We start from the raw sequence: 20,140 nt of genomic DNA, 5'->3' as shown, positions 1-20,140 counted from the left end.
GCCTGTATGAACAGCGTTCTGGTGGCCTCCAACAGAGGGCCCGTCTCCTTCACCGTCTCCGACGACGGCGAGCTGACCATGAAGCGCGGCGGCGGCGGTCTCGTGTCCGGGCTGTCCGGTGTGGCGAAAGACGACGGCGTGCTGTGGGTTTGCGCGGCGTTGTCCGACGACGACCGCAGCGCCGTACGCCTGGCTCCCGGCGGCCGGATCGACCAGGCCGGCTACGACACGGGCCCGCTGCGGATGCTCGACATCCCGTCGGCCACCTTCCACCGGGCCTACAACGCCGTGGCCAACTCCACGCTGTGGTTCGTCAACCACCTGCTCTACGACATCCCCAACGCGCCCAACTTCGGCACGAGGTTCGCGCGCGAGTGGGAGTCCTACCGTGACTACAACGGCGCGTTCGCGCTGGCGCTGGCCGAGGAGGCCGGGCACGGCGCCCGCGTGATGGTGCAGGACTACCACCTCACGCTGACTCCGGCGATGCTCCGCGCCGAGCGGCCGGACCTGCGCATCGCCCACTTCAGCCACACCCCGTGGGCGCCGCCGGAATACTTCTCCCTGCTGCCCGACGAGGTGGCCGGAGAAGTGCTCGAAGGCATCCTGGGCGCCGATCACGCCGGGTTCCTGACCGGGCGCTGGGCGGGGGCGTTCATGGATTGCTGCGAGGCGCTGCTGGGCGCCGAGGTCGACCGGGTCGGCCGCAGCGTCACCTACGAGGGCAGGACGACCCGCGTCGGCGTGCACAGCCTCGGCGTGGACGGCGCGGCGCTGTGGGAGCGGGCCTGCGAGCCCGACGTCGAGTCGCACATGGCCGCGATCAGGGAGCAGGTCGGCGACCGCAAGCTGATCGTCCGCATCGACCGCACCGAGCTGTCGAAGAACATCGTGCGCGGCCTGGTGGCCTACCGCGAGTTCCTCGACGCGCACCCGGAGTGGCACGGGCGGGTGGTCCATCTGGCCTTCGCCTACCCGAGCCGGCACGACCTGCCCGAATATCGCGAATACACCGCGTCGGTGCAGCGCTGCGCCCAGCAGATCGAGGACGACTACGCCACCGAGGACTGGGACCCGCTCATTCTCAACGTCAACGACGACTACCCGCGCTCCCTGGCGGCGTACCGGATGGCGGACGTGCTGCTGGTCAACCCCATCCGCGACGGGATGAACCTGGTCGCCAAGGAGGGCCCGGTGCTGTCGCCGCGCTGCGCGCTGGTGCTCTCGCGCGAGGCGGGGGCGGCGGCCGAGCTGGGGGCGCACGCGCTCGTGGTCAACCCCTACGACATCAGCGGCACCGCCGCCGCCCTGTACGAGGCACTGGTCATGCCGGAGGACGAGCGCCGGACGCGGCGCGACAAGCTGTGCGCCGCGGCCACCGCCCTGCCGCCGCAGAAGTGGCTCGCGGCCCAGCTCGAAGCCCTGGAGCGTTAGTTCCAGTCGGCGTACTTGAGAGCGTCGGACAGCCCCGGCGTGTTCCACTGGTCCACGATCAGGATCTTGCTCTTCGGCAGGTACCACTCGCGCTGGGTGAAGCGGCCCTTGATCTTGTTGCTGTCGTAGGGGACGCACGTGGCGCTCCAGGCGTTGTAGGCGGCCTTGTGCCCCGGGCCGACCTGGCGAAGGCCCCGCTTGACCTGCGGACCGATGTGCTCGCCCCACTTGCGGTTGAAGGGGCAGGGCTGCACGTCGCTCGCCGTGTAGAAGGGGTTCTTGCCGGTGTAGGCACCCCACCCCTCGGCGCCGATCTTGATCATCGACGGGCCGAAGAGGTAGAAGGCCTTGCACTCGTACGTGCCCCAGCCCTGGGTGCCACGACATTTGCCGGTGATGACCTGCACCTGGTCGGCGCCGATGCGGCGGACCTCCCACTCGATCGGAATGTAGATCGTCAGGCCGTTGCGGAACTTCAGCGGCTGGGCGGGAGCGGCGTTCGCGGGGACGGCGGCGGTCACGAGGGTGGCCGCGGCCACGGCCGCGACGACGAGGTAGCGCTTGGACATGACCCCGACCCTAGGGAGCGCCACTTGCAGATCAGTCACCAACGACTGAAAGCCTCGATCACGAACGGCTGAAAGCCGACACGAGCTCCGCCAAGAGGGCCACCACTCCGTCCGGGCCGTCCACCACGATGTCGGAACGCTCGGCCAGGGCCGTCACCTCGGCGGAGCCGCTGCACACGGTCACACCGGGCAACCCCGACGCGCGTACGGCGTCGAACGCGGCCAGATCCCCCAGGTCGTCGCCGACGAACATGACCGACCTGGCGGCCCGCTCGGCCAGGAACAGGCTGAGCGCCTGCCCCTTGTCCATGCCCGGCGGCCGCAGCTCCAGCACCATGCGCCCGGGCTCGATCACCAAGCCGTGCTTGGCGGCCAGCTTGGCCAGCGGCTCGCGCAGTGCGGCGAGCGCACCCTCGGGGTCGGGGCTGCGCCTGGTGTGCACGGCCACGGCCCGGCCCTTGTCCTCGATCGTCACGCCTCGCAGCTGGAGGGAGCCGAGCAGCAACTGCAGCTCCGCCTCGGCGCGCGGCACGCCGGGCGGAGGCGGCGGCGCGGAGATCCGGCCGCCCTCCCAGCGCTCGAAACCGTAGTGCCCGAGCACCACCAGCCCCGGCACGTCGGCCAGCCCGGGGCCCAGCTCCAGCACGGTGGCAGGAGGCCGGCCCGTCACGATGGCCACCGCGCGCACGTGTGCGCCCAGCTCGGCGAGGACCGCGGCCGCCTTCGGGTGGACCACGGCCGCGGCGGGGTCGGGCACGATCGGCGACAGGGTCCCGTCGAAGTCGAGTCCGATCACGGCTCCCGCCGGATCCTTCAAGATCGCTTCCATTCCAGGGATGTTCTCCACGCGGCTGCCTTACCCAGCCGGTCAGGGACGCATGCCAAGCCTTCTGGCCGCGCGGTCGCGCTGGCGGGTGGAGCGCAACCTGCGTAGCCGCTTCACGAGCATCGGGTCCTGCTCTAATGCCTCCGGCCGGTCGATCAACTCGCCGAGCAACTGGTAATAGCGCGTGGCGGAGAACCCGAAGGCCTCCTTGATGGCCTGCTCCTTCGCGCCCGCGTAGCGCCACCATTGGCGCTCGAAGGCGAGGAGCTCGAGATCACGTTGTGAGAGAGGTTGGCGGGGCGGTTCCTGGGCAGCGTTGTCACCGCTGAGCGGTGCTCCCATGGTGTCCTCCTCGAAAGGGAGCACGCGACGAGCGCGTCGCATCCACCAATCGTAATGTCCCGAGTGCGGCTGTTCACGGCGGATGGGGGGACGTACAGTCCCCAATTGTGACCTCAGTAATCACCCTCCTCACCGACTATGGGCTTGAAGATGGCTATGTGGCGGCCTGTCATGGAGTGATTGCCGGGATCGCTCCGCAGGCCCGGGTGATCGACGTGTGCCACCTGATCCCCGCGGGGGACGTACGGCGGGGCGCGGCGATTCTCGCCCAGACCATCCCGTACCTCCCGGCGGGCATCCACATCGGCGCCGTCGATCCCGGTACGGGCGGCGCCCGGCGCGCGGTGGCGGTCGAGGCGGGCGGCCGGGTGTTCATCGGCCCGGACAACGGGCTGCTGTCGTGGGCGGTGCACGCCAGCGGCGGCGCGCGGGCGGCCTACGAGATCAGCGACGAGCGGCACTTCCTGCGCCCCGTCTCGCCGACCTTCCACGGGCGCGACGTGTTCTCGCCGGTCGCCGGGCGGCTGTGCGGCGGGCTGGCGCTCGCTGAGCTGGGGCCCGAGGTGCCGGTGGGCAGGCTGGTCACCCTCCCGGAGCCCACCTCGCAGCTGCGCGACGGCTCGGTGGAGGGCGAGGTCGTCTCGGTCGATCGCTACGGCAACACCCAGCTCTCGATCCCGGCCGGGGACCTGCAGGCGCTCGGCGTCCGGGTGGGCGACACGCTCGGGGTCTGGCTGGGGCGGCGGCAGCTCTCGATGCCGTACCGGGAGACGTTCGCGGCGGTGCCGCCGGGCGAGCTGGTGGCGTTCGCGGACTCGGCCGGCCTGGTCGCGATCGCGGTCAACTCGGGTGACGCGGCGCAGCGGCTGGGGCTCCCACCGGGGGCGCATGTCCGACTTGCGCCGACTCCATAGGAGGAATGCCACAGATCGGAATTACTCCGCGTATCGGTCTGTTTACCGAAGCGTCGGAATGGAGCGGCGGTCACGTGTCAGAATGCGGGGTCAAACGGGCGTCCCTCCTCTCCCGTTCGAGGTTGACGTGTACCAGCTGTCCGTGGTCCTGCTCTCCATAATGTCCGCTCTCTGGCCCCCGGCGGAGCCGCCCGTGTCCGAGCGCTGGCACGCGTGGCCGGTGGCGAAGCTCTTCCCCGGCACGATGGCCGGCGTCAGCCCCTCGGGGGCGCGGGTCACGTACGTGCTGGCCGGGGTCGCACCCGAGGCGCCCTGCCGGGTGGCGTTCCAGCCGGGCGCGGTTCCGCGCGGGTGCCGTACCGCGTTACGTGCCACGTACGCCGACAGCACCCACACCTTCGTCGCCACCGTGGGGATCGCCGTGCTCGACGAACCGGGGTCCGGACGCTATGACGCCGGGCGGCCGGCGAGCGTGCGGCCCGTGGCGTTCCCCGGTGGGCCCGCCGAGCGGTTCGGGGAGCGTCAGTACTTCACCGGGGTGCTGATGGGATCGTGGGAGCGCTATCTGGTGGCGACGGCCGCCGGGTACGCGGACGGCAGGTCGTACCGGCCGGGCGACCGGACCGTGCCGCGGCTGCGCGGCATCGCACGGCAGCTCGCGACGGCGCTGCACCGGACGCTGACCCGATGAACCGGGTCCTCGTCCCCCTCCTGATGGCCACCCTGGTGGTCGGCGTCGCCGCGCCGGTCGCCTCCGACGACGTCGGCGAGGTCGTGCGCGCCGGCCAGTGGCAGCTCGGCGCGCTGCGGCTGCCCGAGGCGTGGCGGGAGAGCAAGGGCGCGGGCGTGCTGGTCGCCGTCCTGGACACCGGCGTCAACGGCCGCCACCAGGACCTGGCGGGCGTGGTGAGCCAGGGTCCCGACCTGACCGGTGCCGCCCGGAGCGCGGGCCTCTGGGGGCGGCACGGGACGGCCATGGCCAGCCTGATCGCCGGGCGCGGGCACGGCGACGGCCACAAGGGCGGCGTCATCGGGGTGGCGCCCGCGGCCAAGGTACTGTCCATCAGGGTCACGCTGGAGAACGGCGACCCGCTGCGCGCGCAGCAGCGCTCCGGCGGCGGCAACGCGCTGGCCAAGGGCATCCGCTACGCGGCCGACCACGGCGCCGACGTCATCAGCATGTCGCTGGGCGGCGGCAGCGGCGCGTGGGAGGGCTCGGCGGACGAGGAGGAGGCCGTCCAGTACGCGATCGGCAAGGGCGCGGTGCTGGTGGCCTCGTCCGGCAACGACGGCGACGCGGGCAACAGGAAGAACTTCCCCGCCGCCTATCCCGGGGTGATCGCCGTGGGGGCCGTGGACCGGCGGCTGCGGGTGGCGAGGTTCTCCAACAGGCAGGACTACCTGTCCGTGGTCGCGCCGGGCACGGAGATCGTCACGGCCGACGGCGACGACGCGTACGTGGTGGGCGAGGGCACCAGCTCGGCGGCGGCCATGGTGGCGGGCATCGCGGCGCTGATCAAGTCGGCGCATCCCGGCATGTCGCCGTACCACGTGCGGACGGCCATCGAGCTCGGCGCCAGGAAGCGGCCGGCGGCCGGATACAGCCGCGCATACGGGCACGGCGTGGCCAACGCGCTGCTGGCACTGCGCGCGGCCGACCGGCTGGACGCCCCCGCGGCCCCGCTCCCCCGCCCCGGGCCGTATTTCGGCGCCGGACCGGAGCCCTCGTCGCGGGCCCACGTGGTGGCGGGCCTGCTGGCGCTGGTGGCGGTCATGTCGGTACGGGTGGTCATGACGCGACAGCGGCGCGGCAGGGATTTAACCTAGCAAGCGCTTGTGTGATACTCCTCGCATGACGTACGCGATCGACGGCTGGTTCGCCATCGACGCCGACGGCGTCTGCCTGCTGGGCACCAGGTGCACGGCCTGCGGCACCGTCTGCTTCCCACCGCGGCGCGGGTTCTGTCCCAATCCGCGTTGCGAGGGCGAGGAGATGGAGGTGGCCAGGCTGCCCCGGCGCGGGCGCGTCTGGTCGTACACGAACGCCTGTTATCCGCCGCCTCCGCCGTTCGTGGCGGCGGAGCCGTACGAGCCGGTGACGCTGGCCGCGGTCGAGCTCGACGGGGCGGGGATCGTGGTGCTCGGGCAGGTCATGGGGCTCACGGTGGACGAGCTCCGGATCGGCATGGAACTGGAGCTCACCAGCGGGCCACTGGCCGACGGGCCGCTGGTGTGGATGTGGAGGCGGGCATCGTGAGCGTGGTCGTGCTGGGCACGGGCCTGCATCCGTGGGGCAAATGGGGCAAGCCCTTCCTGGAGTACGGCGTCGCGGCGGCCCGCGCGGCACTGCGCGACGCCGGGATCGCCTGGACCGACGTCCAGTACGTGGTGGGCGCGGACACCATCAGGAACGGCTACCCGGGCTTCGTCGCCGGCGCCTCCTACGCGCAGGCGCTCGGGTGGTCGGGGGCCAGGATCGCCTCCTGCTACGCGGCGTGCGCGTCGGGGGCCCAGGCCCTCGACATCGCCCGCACCCGGATCCTGGCCGGCCTGTGCGACGTCGCGCTGGTGGTGGGGGCGGACTCGACGCCGAAGGGGTTCTTCAAACCGGTGGGCGGCGATCGCCCGGACGATCCTGACTGGCTGCGCTTCCGCCTGCTGGGTGCCACCAATCCGGCCTATTTCGGCCTTTACGCGCGCAGGCGCATGGCCCTGTACGGCTCCACGTCCCAGGACTTCGCCGCCGTCAAGGTCAAGAACGCGCTGGCCGGGTCGCTCAACCCCATGGCCCGCTACCGCAAGCCCGTCACGGCCGAGGAGGTGCTGGCCTCCCCCATGGTGGCCGACCCGCTGCGGCTCATGGACATCTGCGCCACCTCCGACGGGGGCGCGGCGGTGGTGCTGGCCTCGGAGGAGTACGCCCGGCGGCGCGGCGCCGGCTTCGTACGCCTGGCGGCCGTGTCCACCGTCACCCCGACCTTTCCCAACGCGATCCTGGAGTTGCCGAACTTCGCCACCGACTCGTGCGCCGCCGTACCGCCGCCTGAGAGGCCCTTCAGAGCGGCGATCGCGCACGCCGCCTACGAGGAGGCCGGGCTGGGGCCCGAGGAGCTGTCGCTGGCGGAGGTGTACGACCTGTCGACGGCGCTGGAGCTGGACTGGATGGAGGACATCGGGCTGTGCCCGCCGGGCGAGGCGGAGAAACTGCTGCGCGACGGCGAGAGCGCGCTGGGGGGCCGCGTCCCGGTCAACCCTTCGGGCGGTCTGGCGTCCTTCGGCGAGGCCATCCCGGCCCAGGCCGTCGCCCAACTCTGCGAGCTGGCCACGCAACTGCGGGGCCGGGCGGGGGCCAGGCAGGTGGCGGGCGCCCGTGTCGCCCTCGCCGCCAACCAGGGCCTTTTCGGCCACGGCTCCGCCGTTATCGCCACCATCTGACCGCGCCAGGGCCCTCCGAGAGAAACTTTCGGAGGGCCCTGGGCGCGACGCGAATGGGAATCAGCCGATGTGCACCACGTCGTGCGTCTCGGCGAAGTGGCACGCGCTCTCGTGCCCCGTCCCCGGCCGGATCTGCAGCAACGGCTCCTCCTCGGCACAGATCTCCTGCGCCTTCCAGCACCGCGTACGGAACCGGCACCCCGACGGCGGGTTGGCGGGGGACGGCGGGTCGCCCTGGAGGATGATCCGTTCCCGCTGCTCCCGTCCCTCAGGATCGGGAACGGGCACCGCCGACAGCAGCGCCTGCGTGTACGGATGCGCGGGCTTGTCGTAGATCTCGGTGTCCTTGCCCAGCTCCACGAACTTGCCCAGGTACATCACCCCGACCCGGTCCGAGATGTGCCGGACGACGGACAGGTCATGGGCGATGAAGATGTACGCCAGGTTGAACTCGTTCTGCAGCCGCTCCAGCAGGTTGATCACCTGCGCCTGGATCGACACGTCGAGCGCGGAGACCGGCTCGTCGCAGACGATGATCTCCGGCTGGAGCGCCAGCCCTCGGGCGATGCCGATGCGCTGGCGCTGTCCGCCGGAGAACTGGTGCGGGTAGCGGTTGATGTGGTCCGGGTTGAGCCCGACGACCTCCAGCAGGTCCTGCACCTTCTTGCGGCGGTCGCCCTTGGGCGCGACCTCGGTGTGGATCTCGTACGGCTCGCCGATGATGTCCCCGACGGTCATGCGGGGGTTCAGCGAGGTGTACGGGTCCTGCATCACCATCTGGATGTTGCGCCGCATCCGCTTGAGCTCGGCGCCCCTGGCCTTGCCGATGTCCCGGCCGTTGATCAGCACCGAGCCGGAGGTGGGCCGCTCCAGCGCCATCAGGACCTTGGCCAGGGTGGACTTGCCACAGCCCGACTCGCCCACGATGCCCAGCGTCTCGCCCTTGTGCAGGTCGAACGAGATGCCGTCGACGGCCTTGATCGCGCCGATCTGCCTCTTGAGCACGATGCCCTGGGTCAGCGGGAAGTGCTTGACCAGGTCGCGCACCTCCAGGATGCGCTCATTACCGGTCGCCATCGAGGACCTCCCTCCAGTAGTGGCAGGCGCTGCCTCGCGTGCGGCTGATCTCGTGAAGCGGGGGGACGTCGGTCACGCAGTTGTCCTGCCGGTAGGGGCACCGGGGGTGGAACGAGCAACCGGTCGGCAGATCGAGCAGGTTGGGTGGCAGGCCCTTGATGGCGTACAGGTCCTGGCCCTTCTGGTCCACCCTGGGGATCGACTCCAGCAGGCCCTTCGTGTACGGGTGCGCGGGCGCGCGGTAGATGTCGTGCACGGGGGCGTTCTCCACGATGCGGCCCGCGTACATAACGGCGATCTTGTCGGCCACGTCCGCGACCACGCCCAGGTCGTGCGTGATCAGGATCAGACCCATCTGGCTCTCGCGCTGCAGCTCGGCCAGCAGCTCCATGATCTGCGCCTGGACGGTCACGTCGAGCGCCGTGGTCGGCTCGTCGGCGATCAGCACCTCGGGGTCCAGCGCGATCGACATCGCGATCATGATGCGCTGCCGCATGCCGCCGGAGAACTGGTGCGGGTAGTCGTTGACGCGCTGCTTGGCGGCCGGGATGCGGACCCTGTCCATCAGCTCGACGGCCTTCTTCATGGCATCGCCCTTGGACATGCCCCGGTGCACCCGGAACATCTCGCTGATCTGCCAGCCCACGGTGAAGACCGGGTTGAGCGCGGAGAGCGCGTCCTGGAAGATCATGGCGATGCGCTGGCCGCGCACCTGCGTGCGGGCGTTTTCTGAGAGCTTGAGCAGGTTGGTGCCCTTGAAGCGGATCTCGCCCTTCGGGATGACCGCGGGCGGCATGTCCAGGATGCCCATGATCGCCTGCGCGGTCACGGACTTGCCCGATCCCGACTCGCCCAGCACCGCGAGCGTCTCGCCGGGGCCGACCGTGTAGCTCACGCCGTTGACCGCCCGTACGACGCCCGCACGCGTGCGGAATTCCACGTGCAGGTTGTCGACCGCGAGCAGCGGTTCGTTGCCGATCCCTCCCTCGGACGGCAACACATCCGTCGCTGTGTTCTTCACTTGGTCCCCCCTTCTACCTGAGCTTCGGATCGAGCGCGTCGCGTACGGCGTCGCCCAGCATGATGAACGCGAGCACGGTGACGCTCAGGAACACGGCGGGGAAGATCAGCGGCAACGGCGCCTCGAGGAAGCGACGCTGCGCGTCCGCGATCATCAGACCCCAGGAGATCTCCGGCGGCTGCACGCCCACTCCGAGGTACGACAGCGCGGCCTCGGCCGCGATGAACCCGCCGAGGTTGATCGTCGCGACGACGATCACCGGGGCCAGCGCATTGGGCAGCAGGTGCCTGAACATGATGCGCACGGGCCCCGCGCCCAGCGCCCTGGCCGCGACGACGAAGTCTTGCGACTTGGCGGTGATGACCGCCGCCCGCATGATCCGGAACGTCATGGGCCAGCCGAGGAGGGTCAGCGCGAAGACCACCAGCCAGATGCCCAGCCCGCTGTCGCGGAAGGTCGAGCCGATGAGCAGCGCGCCCAGGATGCTGGGGATGGCGAAGAAGATCTCGGTGATGCGCGAGGCCACGGTGTCGGTGACGCCACCGAAGAAGCCGGCGATGAGCCCCAGCAGACCGCCGATGGTCGCGGCGAAGACCGAGGTGCTGATGCCGATCACCAGCGAGTTGGCCGCGCCGTAGATCGTGCGGGCGTACATGTCGCAGCCCAGGTTGTCGCGGCCGAACGGGTGCCCGGCGCTGGGCAGCTGCCGTGCGGTGGCCAGCTCGCAGGTCCTGGCGTTGAACGGGTCCACCGAGCTGAAGAGAGACGGCCAGATCGCCATCACCGCGAGCACCGCGATGATGCAGCACGAGATGATGAAGATGGGCTTGCGTCGCAGGTCGTGCCAGGCGTCCGACCACAGGCTGGCCGGCTTGCTCGCCTTGACCTCCGGCAACTGGGGAGCCGGGCTCTCCTCGGGGGCGACGGCGGGCCCGCCCGGCAGAATGTTACTCATAGCGGATCCTCGGGTCGAGCACTGCGTACATCAGGTCGACGGCCAGGTTGGCCAGGATGTAAATCAGCACCAGGATTGTCACGATACCGACGACCATGGACTGCTCACGGAGATACACCGAGTCGAAGAGCTGAAGGCCGACGCCCGGCAAGTTGAAGATCCTCTCCGTGATCACCGCGCCGCCCATGAGGTTGCCCAGGTCGGCGCCCAGGAACGTGATGAGCGGGATCAGCGCGTTGCGCAGGGCGTGCCGCCCGACGACTCGTCGCCGGGAGAGGCCCTTCGCGGTGGCCGTTCTGATGAAGTCGGCCCGTAGCGTCTCTGCCAGGCTGGTCCTCGTGAGACGGGTGAGATAGGCGATCGACACGCCCGCGAGCACGAAGCCCGGCAGCAGATAGCTGCGCAGGCCGTCGGAGATGCCCGCGATCGGGAAGACGTCGAGTCCCGTCCACTGCTTGAGCTTCACGCCAAGCATGAACTGCAGGATGAAGCCGGACACCAGGGTCGGCACCGAGATCAGCAGCAGCGTCGAGGCGAGGATCATCGTGTCGGTCGCCCCGCCGCGGCGCAGCGCCGCCCACAGACCGAGGCCGACGCCGACGAGCGCCTCGATGATCAGTGCGGTGATCGCGAGGTTCAGCGTGACCTGGAACTTGCCCGCCAGGATCTGGGACACGGGCACGTCCGCGAAAGTGACGCCCAAGTCCGCGCGGAAAAGCACTCCGCTGATGTAGTGCCAGTATTGGAGCAACAGCGGATCGTTGAGATGGTACTGCTCGCGAAGGATCGCGACGATGTTGGGGTCCGCCCGCTTCTCGCCGGCCAGCGCTGCGATGGGATCACCGGGCAGCGCGAAGACGACGGTGAAGATCAGCAGAGTGGCACCCAACAACACGGGGATCGACTGGAGCAGACGCCTGATGATGTAACGGCCCATTTAAGCCTCCCGTACATGCGAAGAAGGCCACTCCTCGACCATATGGGTTCCCGGCCGAAGAGCCGCCTTTTCGCTGGCCCTGCAGGGGCGGGCGCGCCGCGCCCGCCCCTGCGAACAAACCGTCAGACCTTCTCGACGTCAGCCCACTCGACCTGGTTGAGCAGGTTGATCTTGACGTTCTTGACCTTGGTCGAGTAGCCGGAGTTGTTCCGGTAGAAGTACACCGGGATGTACGGCAGTTCCTCGTTGAGGATGTCATCGGCCTGCTGGTAGAACTTGAGGCCCTCTTCGACGGTCGCAGCCTGGTCACCCTTGGCGATCAGGTCGTCGAACTTCTTGTTGGAGTAGCCACCGTAGTTCGAACCGGTCACCGCGGCGCCGGTGCTGAAGATCGGCGACAGGTAGTTCTCCGCCGACGGGTAGTCGATGGCCCAGCCCATGCGGAACAGGCCCTTGTACTTCTTGGCGTCCAACTCGTCGAGGATGGCCTTGAACTTCTCGAACGGCTTGACGGTGGCGTCGATGCCCAGGTTGGAACGGAGGTTGTTGGCCACAGCCTCCATCCACTCCTTGTGGCCGCCGTCGGCGTTGTAGCCGAGCTCGAGCGTCTTGGGGCCGCCGGCGGCGTCGTACAGCTTCTTGGCCTCGGCCGGGTTGTACGTGCACGCCTTGCAGGCGCCCGCGCGGTAGCCCGCGATAGCCGGGTTGATGAAGTCGTCGGCCGGCGACCGGGTGCCCGAGAAGACCGTCTCGGCGATGGTCTTCCTGTCGATGGCCATCGAGATGGCCTTGCGGATGTCGACGTTGTTCAGCTCGGGGTTGTACTTGAGCGGAACGCCGATGTAGCCGACGCCGGCGTCCGGCTGGTCCTGGTAGCGCTCGCCCAGGGTGGCCTTGGCCGTGGAGATCGCGGCCGGGCTGAGCGAGTCGTGGATGTCGAGGTTGTTGGCCTGGAGGTCGTTGAACGCGACGTCCGAGTCGGTGTAGAGCTTGAACTGGAGCTTGGTCCAGCCCTTCGGCTTCTGAGCCGGGTACTTGTCGTACACCGACATGTCGATGGTCTGGTCGGTGCCCTTCTTGTAGGGCTTGTCCATCTTGAACAGACCCTGGCCGATGGGCTGCTCACCGTACGCCTGCGTCACCTTGCCGTCGGGGCCGAAGGCGGCCTTGGGCAGCGGGTAGAACGCGGTGTAGCCGAGCATGACCTTGAACTGCGAGAACGGCGCCGTGAGGGTGACCTGCAGCGTCGTGTCGTCGACGGCCTTGAGGCCCTTCATGGTCTTCGAGGCGACCGGCTTGCCCGCGCCCGGGTTGAGGTCGGCGTAGCCGTCGACGCGGCTGAAGAAGTAGCCGGCGCTCTGCGCGTTCTCCTGGTTGGCGGCGTAGTTCCACGCGTCCACGTAGTTCTGCGCGATCAGCGGCTCACCGTTGTGCCAGGTGTAGTTGGGCTTCAGCTTGATCGTCCAGACCTTCTGGTCGTCACTCGTGATCGACTCTGCCGCGGCCTCAACGGCGTTCTTGTTCTCGTCGTAGTTGACGAGCGGCTCGAACAGAGCGGCGAGGGTCTCAGCACCTTCGGACTCAGTGGTGTTGGACGGGACCAAAAGCTCCTGGGGCTCACCGAGCTCCATGCGGACCGGCGTTTCTCCGCCGCCCGCGGCAGTGCCGCCAGTTTCCGAGGCACCGCCGCCACACGCGGCAACCGCGAGGGCGAGCAGCGCGATACCGGCGACGGTCTGTGCGCCCTTAGTAACACGCATGGTGAAAGAATTCCTCCCTCTACAGGTGGGCGTAAGCGCTGAGCTGCAAAGATAGGAGCAGCCTGACGGGGGAGTCCTGGTATCCCCCCCGGATTTGGCTGACATAGTCAAACCAGCCGTCGCCCTGCCAGTCGATCGCGACTATCTCTTACTACTTGCCACCGGGGTGTCTCTGGCGCGTTGCAGTTCGGTCACACGTGTGCCAATCCAGCGTCATAGACGTAGAGCCCGGTAAGTGGCAAACAGTTCAAACCCCCGCCCCAATGGGCGATCCATAGTCTGAACAGTCGATGAAAAGTACCCCCTACAGGAGAGTGCTCGTGCCCTTGCCACCACAGCGCGCCTAGCTGGGCTACGGTTGAGCAGGTCTTGACGGCGCCTTGGAACCCGGCGCCCCGAGACACCGTCCAACTGACTGTCGCAGAGCCCTGCGGCAGGCACCCCACCGACCGGGATCCAATAGAGTCCATGCCATGAGCCAGCCGGAATCCGCTGTCGCGGACGCCCAGGCGGGCGGCCGAAGCGGGCAGGAGCCGCTGGCCAAGCTCGCCAAGAGATACGGACTTCGCCGTGCCATCGCGCGGCCGAGGTTCCCTGTCTACATGCGCCAGCTATGGGAGCGGCGACACTTCATCCTGACGTACGCGACCTCCCGCAACGTCTCGAAATACTCCAGCTCGGCGCTCGGGCAGCTGTGGCAGGTGCTGACTCCCCTGCTCAACGCCGCGATCTACTACGTGATGTTCGGCCTCATCCTGGGCGGCAAGGGCAACGTCCACAACTACGTCGCGTTCCTGCTGACCGGGATGTTCGTCTTCACCTACACGCAGCGGACGGTCACCGCGGGCGCGAAGTCGATCTCGGGCAACCTGTCGATGATCCGGGCCCTGCACTTCCCCCGGGCGGCGCTGCCACTGGCCTACACCATCCAGGAGCTCCAGCAGCTGGTCATCTCCATGGGTGTCCTGGTGGTGATCGTGCTCTTCACCGGCGAAGTCCCCACCTTGATGTGGCTGATGATGCCGGTGGTCCTGCTCCTGCAGACGCTGTTCAACGTCGGCGCGGGCCTGGTGATGGCCCGGATGGGCGCCTCCATGCGCGACCTCAACCAGCTGCTGCCGTTCATCACGCGCACCTGGCTCTACGCCTCGGGCGTGTTCTTCTCCATCCAGGAGAAGGTCGTCGAGAGTGCGGGGCTCCCCCAGTGGGTCGCCAACGTGATGTACCTCAACCCGGCGGCCTCCTACATCGAGTGGATGCGTGACATCCTCATCGAGAAGCATCCCGCCCCGCCGATGGTCTGGATGTCTTGCGTATTCTGGGCGGTGTTTGCTCTCGGATTCGGCTTCTGGTACTTCTGGCGGGCCGAGGAGAGGTACGGGCGTGGCTGAGTTGACCAAGGAGCTGTCACAGGTGAACGGCGAGAAGCCCGCCGTACCCGGCAAGGATGTGCGCGTGCATCCCAACCCGGAGCCATCGAGCAAGCGGCCACTGGACGTCCCCACGGGCACTCCGACCGTCATCGTCGACGACCTCCACATCGTCTACCGCGTCTTCGGCGCGGCCTCGGAAGCCGAGAAGGGCAACGCGGTCAACGCCCTCACGCGCATTCTGAAGCGCCAGGGCCGTCCGCAGATGAAAGAGGTCCACGCCGTCAAGGGCGTGACGTTCGTGGCCTACCACGGCGACGCCATCGGCATCGTGGGCCGCAACGGCTCGGGCAAGTCCACGCTGCTGCGGGCCATCGCGGGCCTGCTGCCGCCGCACCAGGGCGCCGTCTACACCGACGGCCAGCCCTCGCTGCTCGGCGTCAACGCGGCGCTCATGCGGGAGCTGACGGGTGAGCGCAACATCGTCCTCGGCTGCTACGCCATGGGCATGACGCCGGCCGAGGTCCGGGAGAAATACCAGGAGATCGTCGACTTCTCCGGCATCGATGAGTTCGTCCAGCTGCCCATGTCCACCTACTCCTCCGGCATGGGCGCCCGCCTGCGTTTCGCCATCTCCTCCGCCAAGACCCACGACGTCCTGCTCATCGACGAGGCCCTGGCCACCGGCGACCGCGAGTTCCGCAAGAAGAGCGAGCAGCGCATCCGCGAGATCCGCGAATCGGCCGGCACCGTCTTCCTCGTGGCCCACGACCTCAGGGTCATCGAGGAGACCTGCAACCGGGTGATCTGGCTGCACAAGGGCAAGATCAAAATGGACGGCGACCCGAAGGAAGTCATCGCCGCCTACAACAAGGGCTGATTCAGCAAGATCCTTATACTTTAGCGGCGCCGACAGCCCTCCAGGAAGCGGCCTCCGACCCGGGCGAAGTGCCCATCTGTTACGCGGTGCCGTGGCCTACCACCCGCCGTAGACGGCTGATGGCCCTCCAGGGAAACGGCCTCTGACCGGGGCGAAGTGCCCATCTGTTACGCGTTGCCGCGGCCTACCACCCGCCGTAGACGGCTGCCGGCCCTCCAGAAACGGCCTCTGACCCTTCACCGGCTGAGCGCCGTTACGCGAGCCCACGCTGGCCCGGTCCGTGGTTTTGGTCGGCCTTCTTCCGCGCAGCATTCGATCCCGTGTGCGAAACGCCGGCGACCCCTGTGGCGAATGACTGACAGCGAGTAGGCCGTTGCGATAGGATTCGAACGTCAATTCGAGCCGAGGAACGGTGATGGAGTGGGGGAGCGCGATGGGAGAGCTGTCGGCCGCGATCGACCACCTGGACACCGAGGACGTGTCCGAGATTCCACGGATGCAGCTCGCTGAGCAGCTCATCGAGCTGCACTGGCAGATGGCCAGACTGCAAGCCCAAATAGCCCGCCGCACCGGCGTCCGCCTCCCCTGAGAGGCGTCCGATCGGCCCGGACGGGCGTCATGCACGCATGGACAACACGTTGACCTCACGCCCACGGCCGACATGTCAGCCTTAGAGGGCCGAGAACCTCCGGCACCGTAACGGCGCTCAGCCGGTGAAGGGTCAGAGGCCGTTTCCCTGGAGGGCCATCAGCCGGAGTGCGGCGGGTGGCCAGCCACGGCACCGCGTAAAAAATGGGCACTTCACCCGGGTCAGAGGCCGTTTCCTGGAGGGCCATCAGCCGAAGTGCGGCGGGTGGCCAGCCACGGCACCGCGTAAAATATGGCGATTTTAATGGGGGCGCTCGCTGCCACTGCCCTGCGATGGCGGCGTATGCGAGCGCGCCCCACGCGCCAGTGCCTGGGCGCCCGGCACCTGTGAGCGCTCCGGCCCTGCCGCGTCGGTGCGACGGCGTCCCTCGCGTGGGATCCCTACCACGGGGAACACGCCGTCAGGGGACATCCAGGGCGCGCGAACACGGTCGCCTCTCCATCACGGCTGGGACGTCGGCACCTATGACGCCCGCGAACCGTCCGGCGAGCCACGTTCGATCGCGCCGGGTTCGCGTCCTAGTCGCGAACCCAGGAGCCCCGCACCGAGCTTGTCAGCCCCTCGGTGGTCCAGCCAAGAGCGGCGATCACGTCGCTGTAGGAGCCGGTGGCCTTGGTCCCGTTGGCCGAGACGAAGCTGGCGGTGCCCTTGACGAGCGGGGTGAGCTCGTCAAAAGAGGCGGCCTGGACGCTGCCCGGCAGCGCCTCGACGACCGGCGCCATCTCGGCGGGGGCCACCTGCCCGACCAGCGGGGACAGCTCGCCGCGCGAGGCGTGCGGCAGGGCGCGGCCGGCCGCTTGGGCGAGGCCGGCCACGACGGTGTCAGCCGACAGGGACTCGACGCCCTTGGCGGCGCCGCGCATGGTCGTGGCGTCGGCGGCGGCCTCGTTCCGTCCCCGCTTGCCGGCCTTGACCGACGGCGTCGCCGGCTGCGCCACGCGCGCCGCGCCCGACAGCACGGGCAGCGACTCGGTCAGGCCGCCCCCGCCGAACCCGAAGCCGCCGACGATCGGCGACAGCTCGGGCAGCGGCCCGCCGGTCCTGGTGACGTCCTCGGCGGCGTTGGGCGTGGTGGTCGAGCCCGGCTGCCGCTGGTTCTCGGAAAGCGCGTCCAGCTCGGCCTCGGTGAGACCCCGCGCGGCCTCGGCCGGCTGCTGGCCGGCTATGGCACCGCCCAGCTTGCTTGCGGCGATGCCGCCGAACAGGCCGTTCAGCAGGCCGGCGCCGAACAGGCCGCCGATCTGGGTGCTTCCCTCGTTGGTGCCCCCGCCCGGGCCTTCGTACCTGGCGGTGTCGTATTGAACTTCCGCTTGAGCCGGCACGGCCAAAGCCGCCGCCAAGCCGAATGCTGTGACGGCGACCGCCGTCTTGACTACTCGATTCATGATTGCCTTCCCGGCTCGTGATCGATCGCTCTCGAAAGCGGTGGAAATGCGAATCGATAACCCCCGTATGCCGTGGCGTACGCGCTATGGGCACCACACGAAGCGTGCCGTCACGGCTGAGCTACGCAAGCAGTTCTACCACTCACCGTGATCGGCCGCAGGCGCATGAATTCCCATGTAGCAGGGGTTTGCAGCCCGGTTACCGAGCGAGGGGAGGCGTTGCGCGGAAGACAAAACGGGAAATAGGAGGGTCTTGTTTCTGATATTGCGCTGATGCTTCATGGTGCGTACGCGGCCGCCCCCGAGCAGCCCGCCGGCCCGTGACAAAGAGATCGTGAAATCAAATGTCACGGGCCGGGAGCGTGGATTTTCCAGGTCGCGTTGGACGCGCGCGACGGATCAGACCGGGAGCAGTGCTTCGGCCGGCTCGAACGGAAAACGGTCGGCGAAGGCCGGACGCAGATCCGTCAGCCACACGGCCGTCGGGTCGTAGCGTGCGAAGAACGGCCGGCCCACCAGCGCGGGGTCGCGGGCCTGGATGAAGTGGAGCATGAAGACCTGCTCCCCCGCGATTTCGGTGACCCCGTCGACGCACACCTTGCCCGGCGTGGCCGACATCGACGGACCGCGGACGGTCCGGCAGAGGCCGGAGACGGACGAGTAGGCGTCCCTGAAGATCTCGTACGCCCGAGCCAGTGGCACCGCGAAATAGTCCTGCGGCCCGGTGTCGCGTTCAACGAACATGTAGTAGGGGATCATCCCCATCCGGTGCTGCTGCCGCCACATGGAGGACCACACGGCGGGATCGTCGTTGATGGACCTGATCAGCGGCGCCTGGGTCCTGATCGTGGCGCCGCTGCCGATGATGCGCTTGACGGCCGACTCGACCAGCGGCGACTCCAGCTCGCGCGGGTGCGTGAAGTGGGCCATGAACGCGAGGTTCTTGCCGGCGTTCACCACCTCCTCGAAGAGCCCGAGCGTGGCGTCCGCGTCGGGGTCGGTGGTGAAGCGCTGCGGCCAGTAGGCCAGCGCCTTGGTGCCGATCCTGATGGACTCGAGCTGCTCGAGACCCAGGAGCGGCTCGATATATCGCCTGATGACCGGCTCACCCATGATCATGGCGTCGCCACCGGTGATCAGGACGCTGGTGACCTCGGGATGCTGGCGAATATAGGAAACCATCTGGCCGATGTCGTCGGAGGCGAACTTCAGGTCCGCGTCGCCGACGAACTGCGCCCATCTGAAGCAGTACGTGCAGTAGGCATGACAGGTCTGGCCCTGCTTGGGAAAGAACAGCACGGTTTCGTGATATTTGTGCTGCATGCCCGGCACCGACTCGTCGCCGATCTTCGGGACGTTGAGCTCCTTCTGGCCCGCTGGATGCGGGTTGAGCTGAGCACGCACTCGGTTGGCCTCGGCCTGGATCTCGGCGTTCGGCGCCTCCGCCTTCAGCAGGTCGGCCAGCCTGGCGACGTCGGTGGCGGGAAGCATGTCCTCCTGAGGGAAGACCAGCCGGTATATGGGGTCGTCGGGCGCAGCCGACCAATCTATGAGTTCATCCACGACGTAGGCGTTCGTCCGGAACGGCAGCACCGTGGCGACGGCACGGACCTTCAGCCGCTCCTCGTCGCCGAGCCCCGCACGCTGCAGGAGCTCGTCGAGGTGCTTGGACGTGTACGCCTTGAAGCGCCGTGTGCCTGCCTGGTTCAAGATCACTAGGCCTTTCCCATCTTTTTTGTTCGATCGGGTGTAAACCTCACGACCCTGTCGCGCGTCTACGGTTCTTAATACCCGGACGCGTCCACCCGCGTCACTGGTTCCACTCGGCTCCAAGTTTTCCCTCAGGTTCACCGACACTCGCGACATATCGCGTTTCGGCATACACTCATTTATCGTGACCGATGATCTGGACCTGCGCGCCTCAGACGCCGACCGCGACCGCGTGGCCGCGGTGCTCGGCGAGGCTCTCGCCACGGGAAGACTCACCAGCGTCGAACACGCGGACCGCCTCGAGGTCGCCTATACGGCGAAGACGGTCGGCGAACTCGTCCCCCTCACTCGGGACCTGCCCGAGATGTCGGTATCCAACGTGCCCGCCACCATTGAGCGGCAGGTGATCAGTTCGAACTTCAGTAAGATCGTCCGCAAGGGGCGCTGGGTGGCCTCCCGGCACACCAAGCTGTCCGCGCGCTTCGGGGCCCTCATCATCGACCTGTCGGAGGCCGTGCTGCCGGGGCGCGAGATCACCATCGAGACGGACACGCAGTTCAGCAAGCTGATCGTGCGGGTTCCCGACAACGCCCATGTGATCGACGAAGGGGGCTCGGTCTTCGGCAAGCGCAATGTGACGGGCGGCTCCCAAGCGGACGGGCCGCTGATCAGGGTGACGGGCAAGTCGAAGTTCTCAAAGGTGATCGTGTCCCGCGGAATGGACGACTGGAACCTCCACTGACAGTACAGCCCTCCCGCCGGCAACGAGCCCTGAGATCGCACCGGATTCCGCCCGGCAGACGCCCGTCCCGGTGCGCGATGCAGCGGGCCGGGAGTGGAAGCCACGCTGGCGGGAACCAAGAGGGCCTACCCGCC

At 68.4% G+C, this 20,140-nt stretch carries 20 protein-coding genes; 10 read left to right on the top strand and 10 right to left on the bottom strand.

All coding sequences use genetic code 11. The features are described 5' to 3' along the window. Positions 1-6 precede the first annotated feature (6 nt). Positions 7-1,434, top strand: coding sequence for an alpha,alpha-trehalose-phosphate synthase (UDP-forming) (locus tag ACTMTI_RS35435; protein ID WP_441125045.1), 1,428 nt, complete (start codon positions 7-9; stop codon positions 1,432-1,434). Here ACTMTI_RS35435 and ACTMTI_RS35430 read toward each other — a convergent pair. The 3 genes from ACTMTI_RS35430 to ACTMTI_RS35420 are packed head-to-tail and all read right to left on the bottom strand — an operon-like array spanning position 1,431 to position 3,171. Beyond that, complete coding sequence (locus tag ACTMTI_RS35430; protein WP_441125044.1) at positions 1,431-2,003, bottom strand: hypothetical protein; 573 nt, start codon at positions 2,001-2,003, stop codon at positions 1,431-1,433. The genes ACTMTI_RS35435 and ACTMTI_RS35430 overlap by 4 nt on opposite strands. 58 nt (positions 2,004-2,061) lie before the next feature. Further along, positions 2,062-2,832: a trehalose-phosphatase gene (gene otsB / locus ACTMTI_RS35425; RefSeq protein WP_441125043.1), complete on the bottom strand. Its 771-nt coding sequence runs from the start codon at positions 2,830-2,832 to the stop codon at positions 2,062-2,064. Positions 2,833-2,871: 39 nt separating this feature from the next. Continuing rightward, positions 2,872-3,171: a DUF3263 domain-containing protein gene (locus ACTMTI_RS35420; protein WP_441125209.1), complete on the bottom strand. Its 300-nt coding sequence runs from the start codon at positions 3,169-3,171 to the stop codon at positions 2,872-2,874. 107 nt (positions 3,172-3,278) lie between these two features. On the opposite strand from ACTMTI_RS35420, the gene ACTMTI_RS35415 reads away from it, so the two are divergent. From ACTMTI_RS35415 to ACTMTI_RS35395, 5 genes are all read left to right on the top strand, one after another. Then, positions 3,279-4,085: an SAM hydrolase/SAM-dependent halogenase family protein gene (locus ACTMTI_RS35415; RefSeq protein ID WP_441125042.1), complete on the top strand. Its 807-nt coding sequence runs from the start codon at positions 3,279-3,281 to the stop codon at positions 4,083-4,085. A gap of 193 nt (positions 4,086-4,278) precedes the next feature. Beyond that, a complete protein-coding gene (locus ACTMTI_RS35410; protein WP_441125041.1) occupies positions 4,279-4,776 on the top strand; it encodes a hypothetical protein in 498 nt (165 codons plus the stop codon). After that, positions 4,773-5,912: a S8 family serine peptidase gene (locus ACTMTI_RS35405; RefSeq protein WP_441125040.1), complete on the top strand. Its 1,140-nt coding sequence runs from the start codon at positions 4,773-4,775 to the stop codon at positions 5,910-5,912. Before ACTMTI_RS35410 ends, ACTMTI_RS35405 begins: the two co-directional genes overlap by 4 nt. A 25-nt stretch (positions 5,913-5,937) precedes the next feature. Then, entirely contained in the window at positions 5,938-6,342 is a 405-nt protein-coding gene (locus ACTMTI_RS35400; protein ID WP_441125039.1) for a Zn-ribbon domain-containing OB-fold protein, read from the top strand. After that, positions 6,339-7,520 carry a lipid-transfer protein gene (locus tag ACTMTI_RS35395; protein ID WP_441125038.1) on the top strand — a complete coding sequence of 394 codons (1,182 nt, stop codon included), beginning with the start codon at positions 6,339-6,341 and terminating at the stop codon, positions 7,518-7,520. Before ACTMTI_RS35400 ends, ACTMTI_RS35395 begins: the two co-directional genes overlap by 4 nt. A gap of 60 nt (positions 7,521-7,580) precedes the next feature. Here the strand turns inward: ACTMTI_RS35395 and ACTMTI_RS35390 are convergent, their stop codons facing one another. From ACTMTI_RS35390 to ACTMTI_RS35370, 5 genes are all read right to left on the bottom strand, one after another. Continuing rightward, on the bottom strand, positions 7,581-8,597 hold the full coding sequence (locus tag ACTMTI_RS35390) for an ABC transporter ATP-binding protein (RefSeq protein ID WP_441125037.1): 1,017 nt from the start codon (positions 8,595-8,597) through the stop codon (positions 7,581-7,583). Beyond that, positions 8,584-9,618 carry an ABC transporter ATP-binding protein gene (locus ACTMTI_RS35385; protein ID WP_441125036.1) on the bottom strand — a complete coding sequence of 345 codons (1,035 nt, stop codon included), beginning with the start codon at positions 9,616-9,618 and terminating at the stop codon, positions 8,584-8,586. The genes ACTMTI_RS35390 and ACTMTI_RS35385 overlap by 14 nt, the downstream gene beginning before the upstream one ends. 13 nt (positions 9,619-9,631) lie before the next feature. Then, on the bottom strand, positions 9,632-10,573 hold the full coding sequence (locus ACTMTI_RS35380; protein ID WP_441125035.1) for an ABC transporter permease: 942 nt from the start codon (positions 10,571-10,573) through the stop codon (positions 9,632-9,634). Further along, positions 10,566-11,510 carry an ABC transporter permease gene (locus ACTMTI_RS35375; protein ID WP_441125034.1) on the bottom strand — a complete coding sequence of 315 codons (945 nt, stop codon included), beginning with the start codon at positions 11,508-11,510 and terminating at the stop codon, positions 10,566-10,568. The genes ACTMTI_RS35380 and ACTMTI_RS35375 overlap by 8 nt, the downstream gene beginning before the upstream one ends. A 122-nt stretch (positions 11,511-11,632) precedes the next feature. Next, the gene (locus ACTMTI_RS35370) at positions 11,633-13,270 is read right to left on the bottom strand and encodes a peptide ABC transporter substrate-binding protein (RefSeq protein ID WP_441125033.1); all 1,638 of its coding nucleotides are present in this window, start codon (positions 13,268-13,270) and stop codon (positions 11,633-11,635) included. Between the two features lie 473 nt (positions 13,271-13,743). On the opposite strand from ACTMTI_RS35370, the gene ACTMTI_RS35365 reads away from it, so the two are divergent. The 3 genes from ACTMTI_RS35365 to ACTMTI_RS35355 all read left to right on the top strand — a co-directional run bounded on the left by ACTMTI_RS35365 (position 13,744) and on the right by ACTMTI_RS35355 (position 16,109). Continuing rightward, positions 13,744-14,661, top strand: a complete 918-nt coding sequence (locus ACTMTI_RS35365) for an ABC transporter permease (protein ID WP_441125032.1) — start codon at positions 13,744-13,746, stop codon at positions 14,659-14,661. Next, a complete protein-coding gene (locus ACTMTI_RS35360) occupies positions 14,654-15,520 on the top strand; it encodes an ABC transporter ATP-binding protein (protein WP_441125031.1) in 867 nt (288 codons plus the stop codon). The genes ACTMTI_RS35365 and ACTMTI_RS35360 overlap by 8 nt, the downstream gene beginning before the upstream one ends. Before the next feature lie 415 nt (positions 15,521-15,935). Beyond that, the gene (locus tag ACTMTI_RS35355) at positions 15,936-16,109 is read left to right on the top strand and encodes a hypothetical protein (RefSeq protein WP_441125030.1); all 174 of its coding nucleotides are present in this window, start codon (positions 15,936-15,938) and stop codon (positions 16,107-16,109) included. Between the two features lie 578 nt (positions 16,110-16,687). Here ACTMTI_RS35355 and ACTMTI_RS35350 read toward each other — a convergent pair. Next, on the bottom strand, positions 16,688-17,554 hold the full coding sequence (locus tag ACTMTI_RS35350) for a hypothetical protein (protein ID WP_441125029.1): 867 nt from the start codon (positions 17,552-17,554) through the stop codon (positions 16,688-16,690). A 399-nt stretch (positions 17,555-17,953) separates the two neighbouring features. Next, positions 17,954-19,270, bottom strand: coding sequence for a KamA family radical SAM protein (locus ACTMTI_RS35345; RefSeq protein WP_441125028.1), 1,317 nt, complete (start codon positions 19,268-19,270; stop codon positions 17,954-17,956). Between the two features lie 178 nt (positions 19,271-19,448). Between ACTMTI_RS35345 and ACTMTI_RS35340 the strand changes: the two genes are divergently transcribed. After that, positions 19,449-20,006 carry a DUF1707 SHOCT-like domain-containing protein gene (locus tag ACTMTI_RS35340; RefSeq protein WP_441125027.1) on the top strand — a complete coding sequence of 186 codons (558 nt, stop codon included), beginning with the start codon at positions 19,449-19,451 and terminating at the stop codon, positions 20,004-20,006. Positions 20,007-20,140: the final 134 nt, after the last annotated feature.

The sequence above is a fragment of the Nonomuraea sp. H19 genome (assembly GCF_052068215.1).
GTDB lineage: Bacteria > Actinomycetota > Actinomycetes > Streptosporangiales > Streptosporangiaceae > Nonomuraea.
The sequence above is the reverse complement of the archived record's forward strand: the minus strand, read 5'-3'. Positions and strand labels throughout refer to the sequence as shown.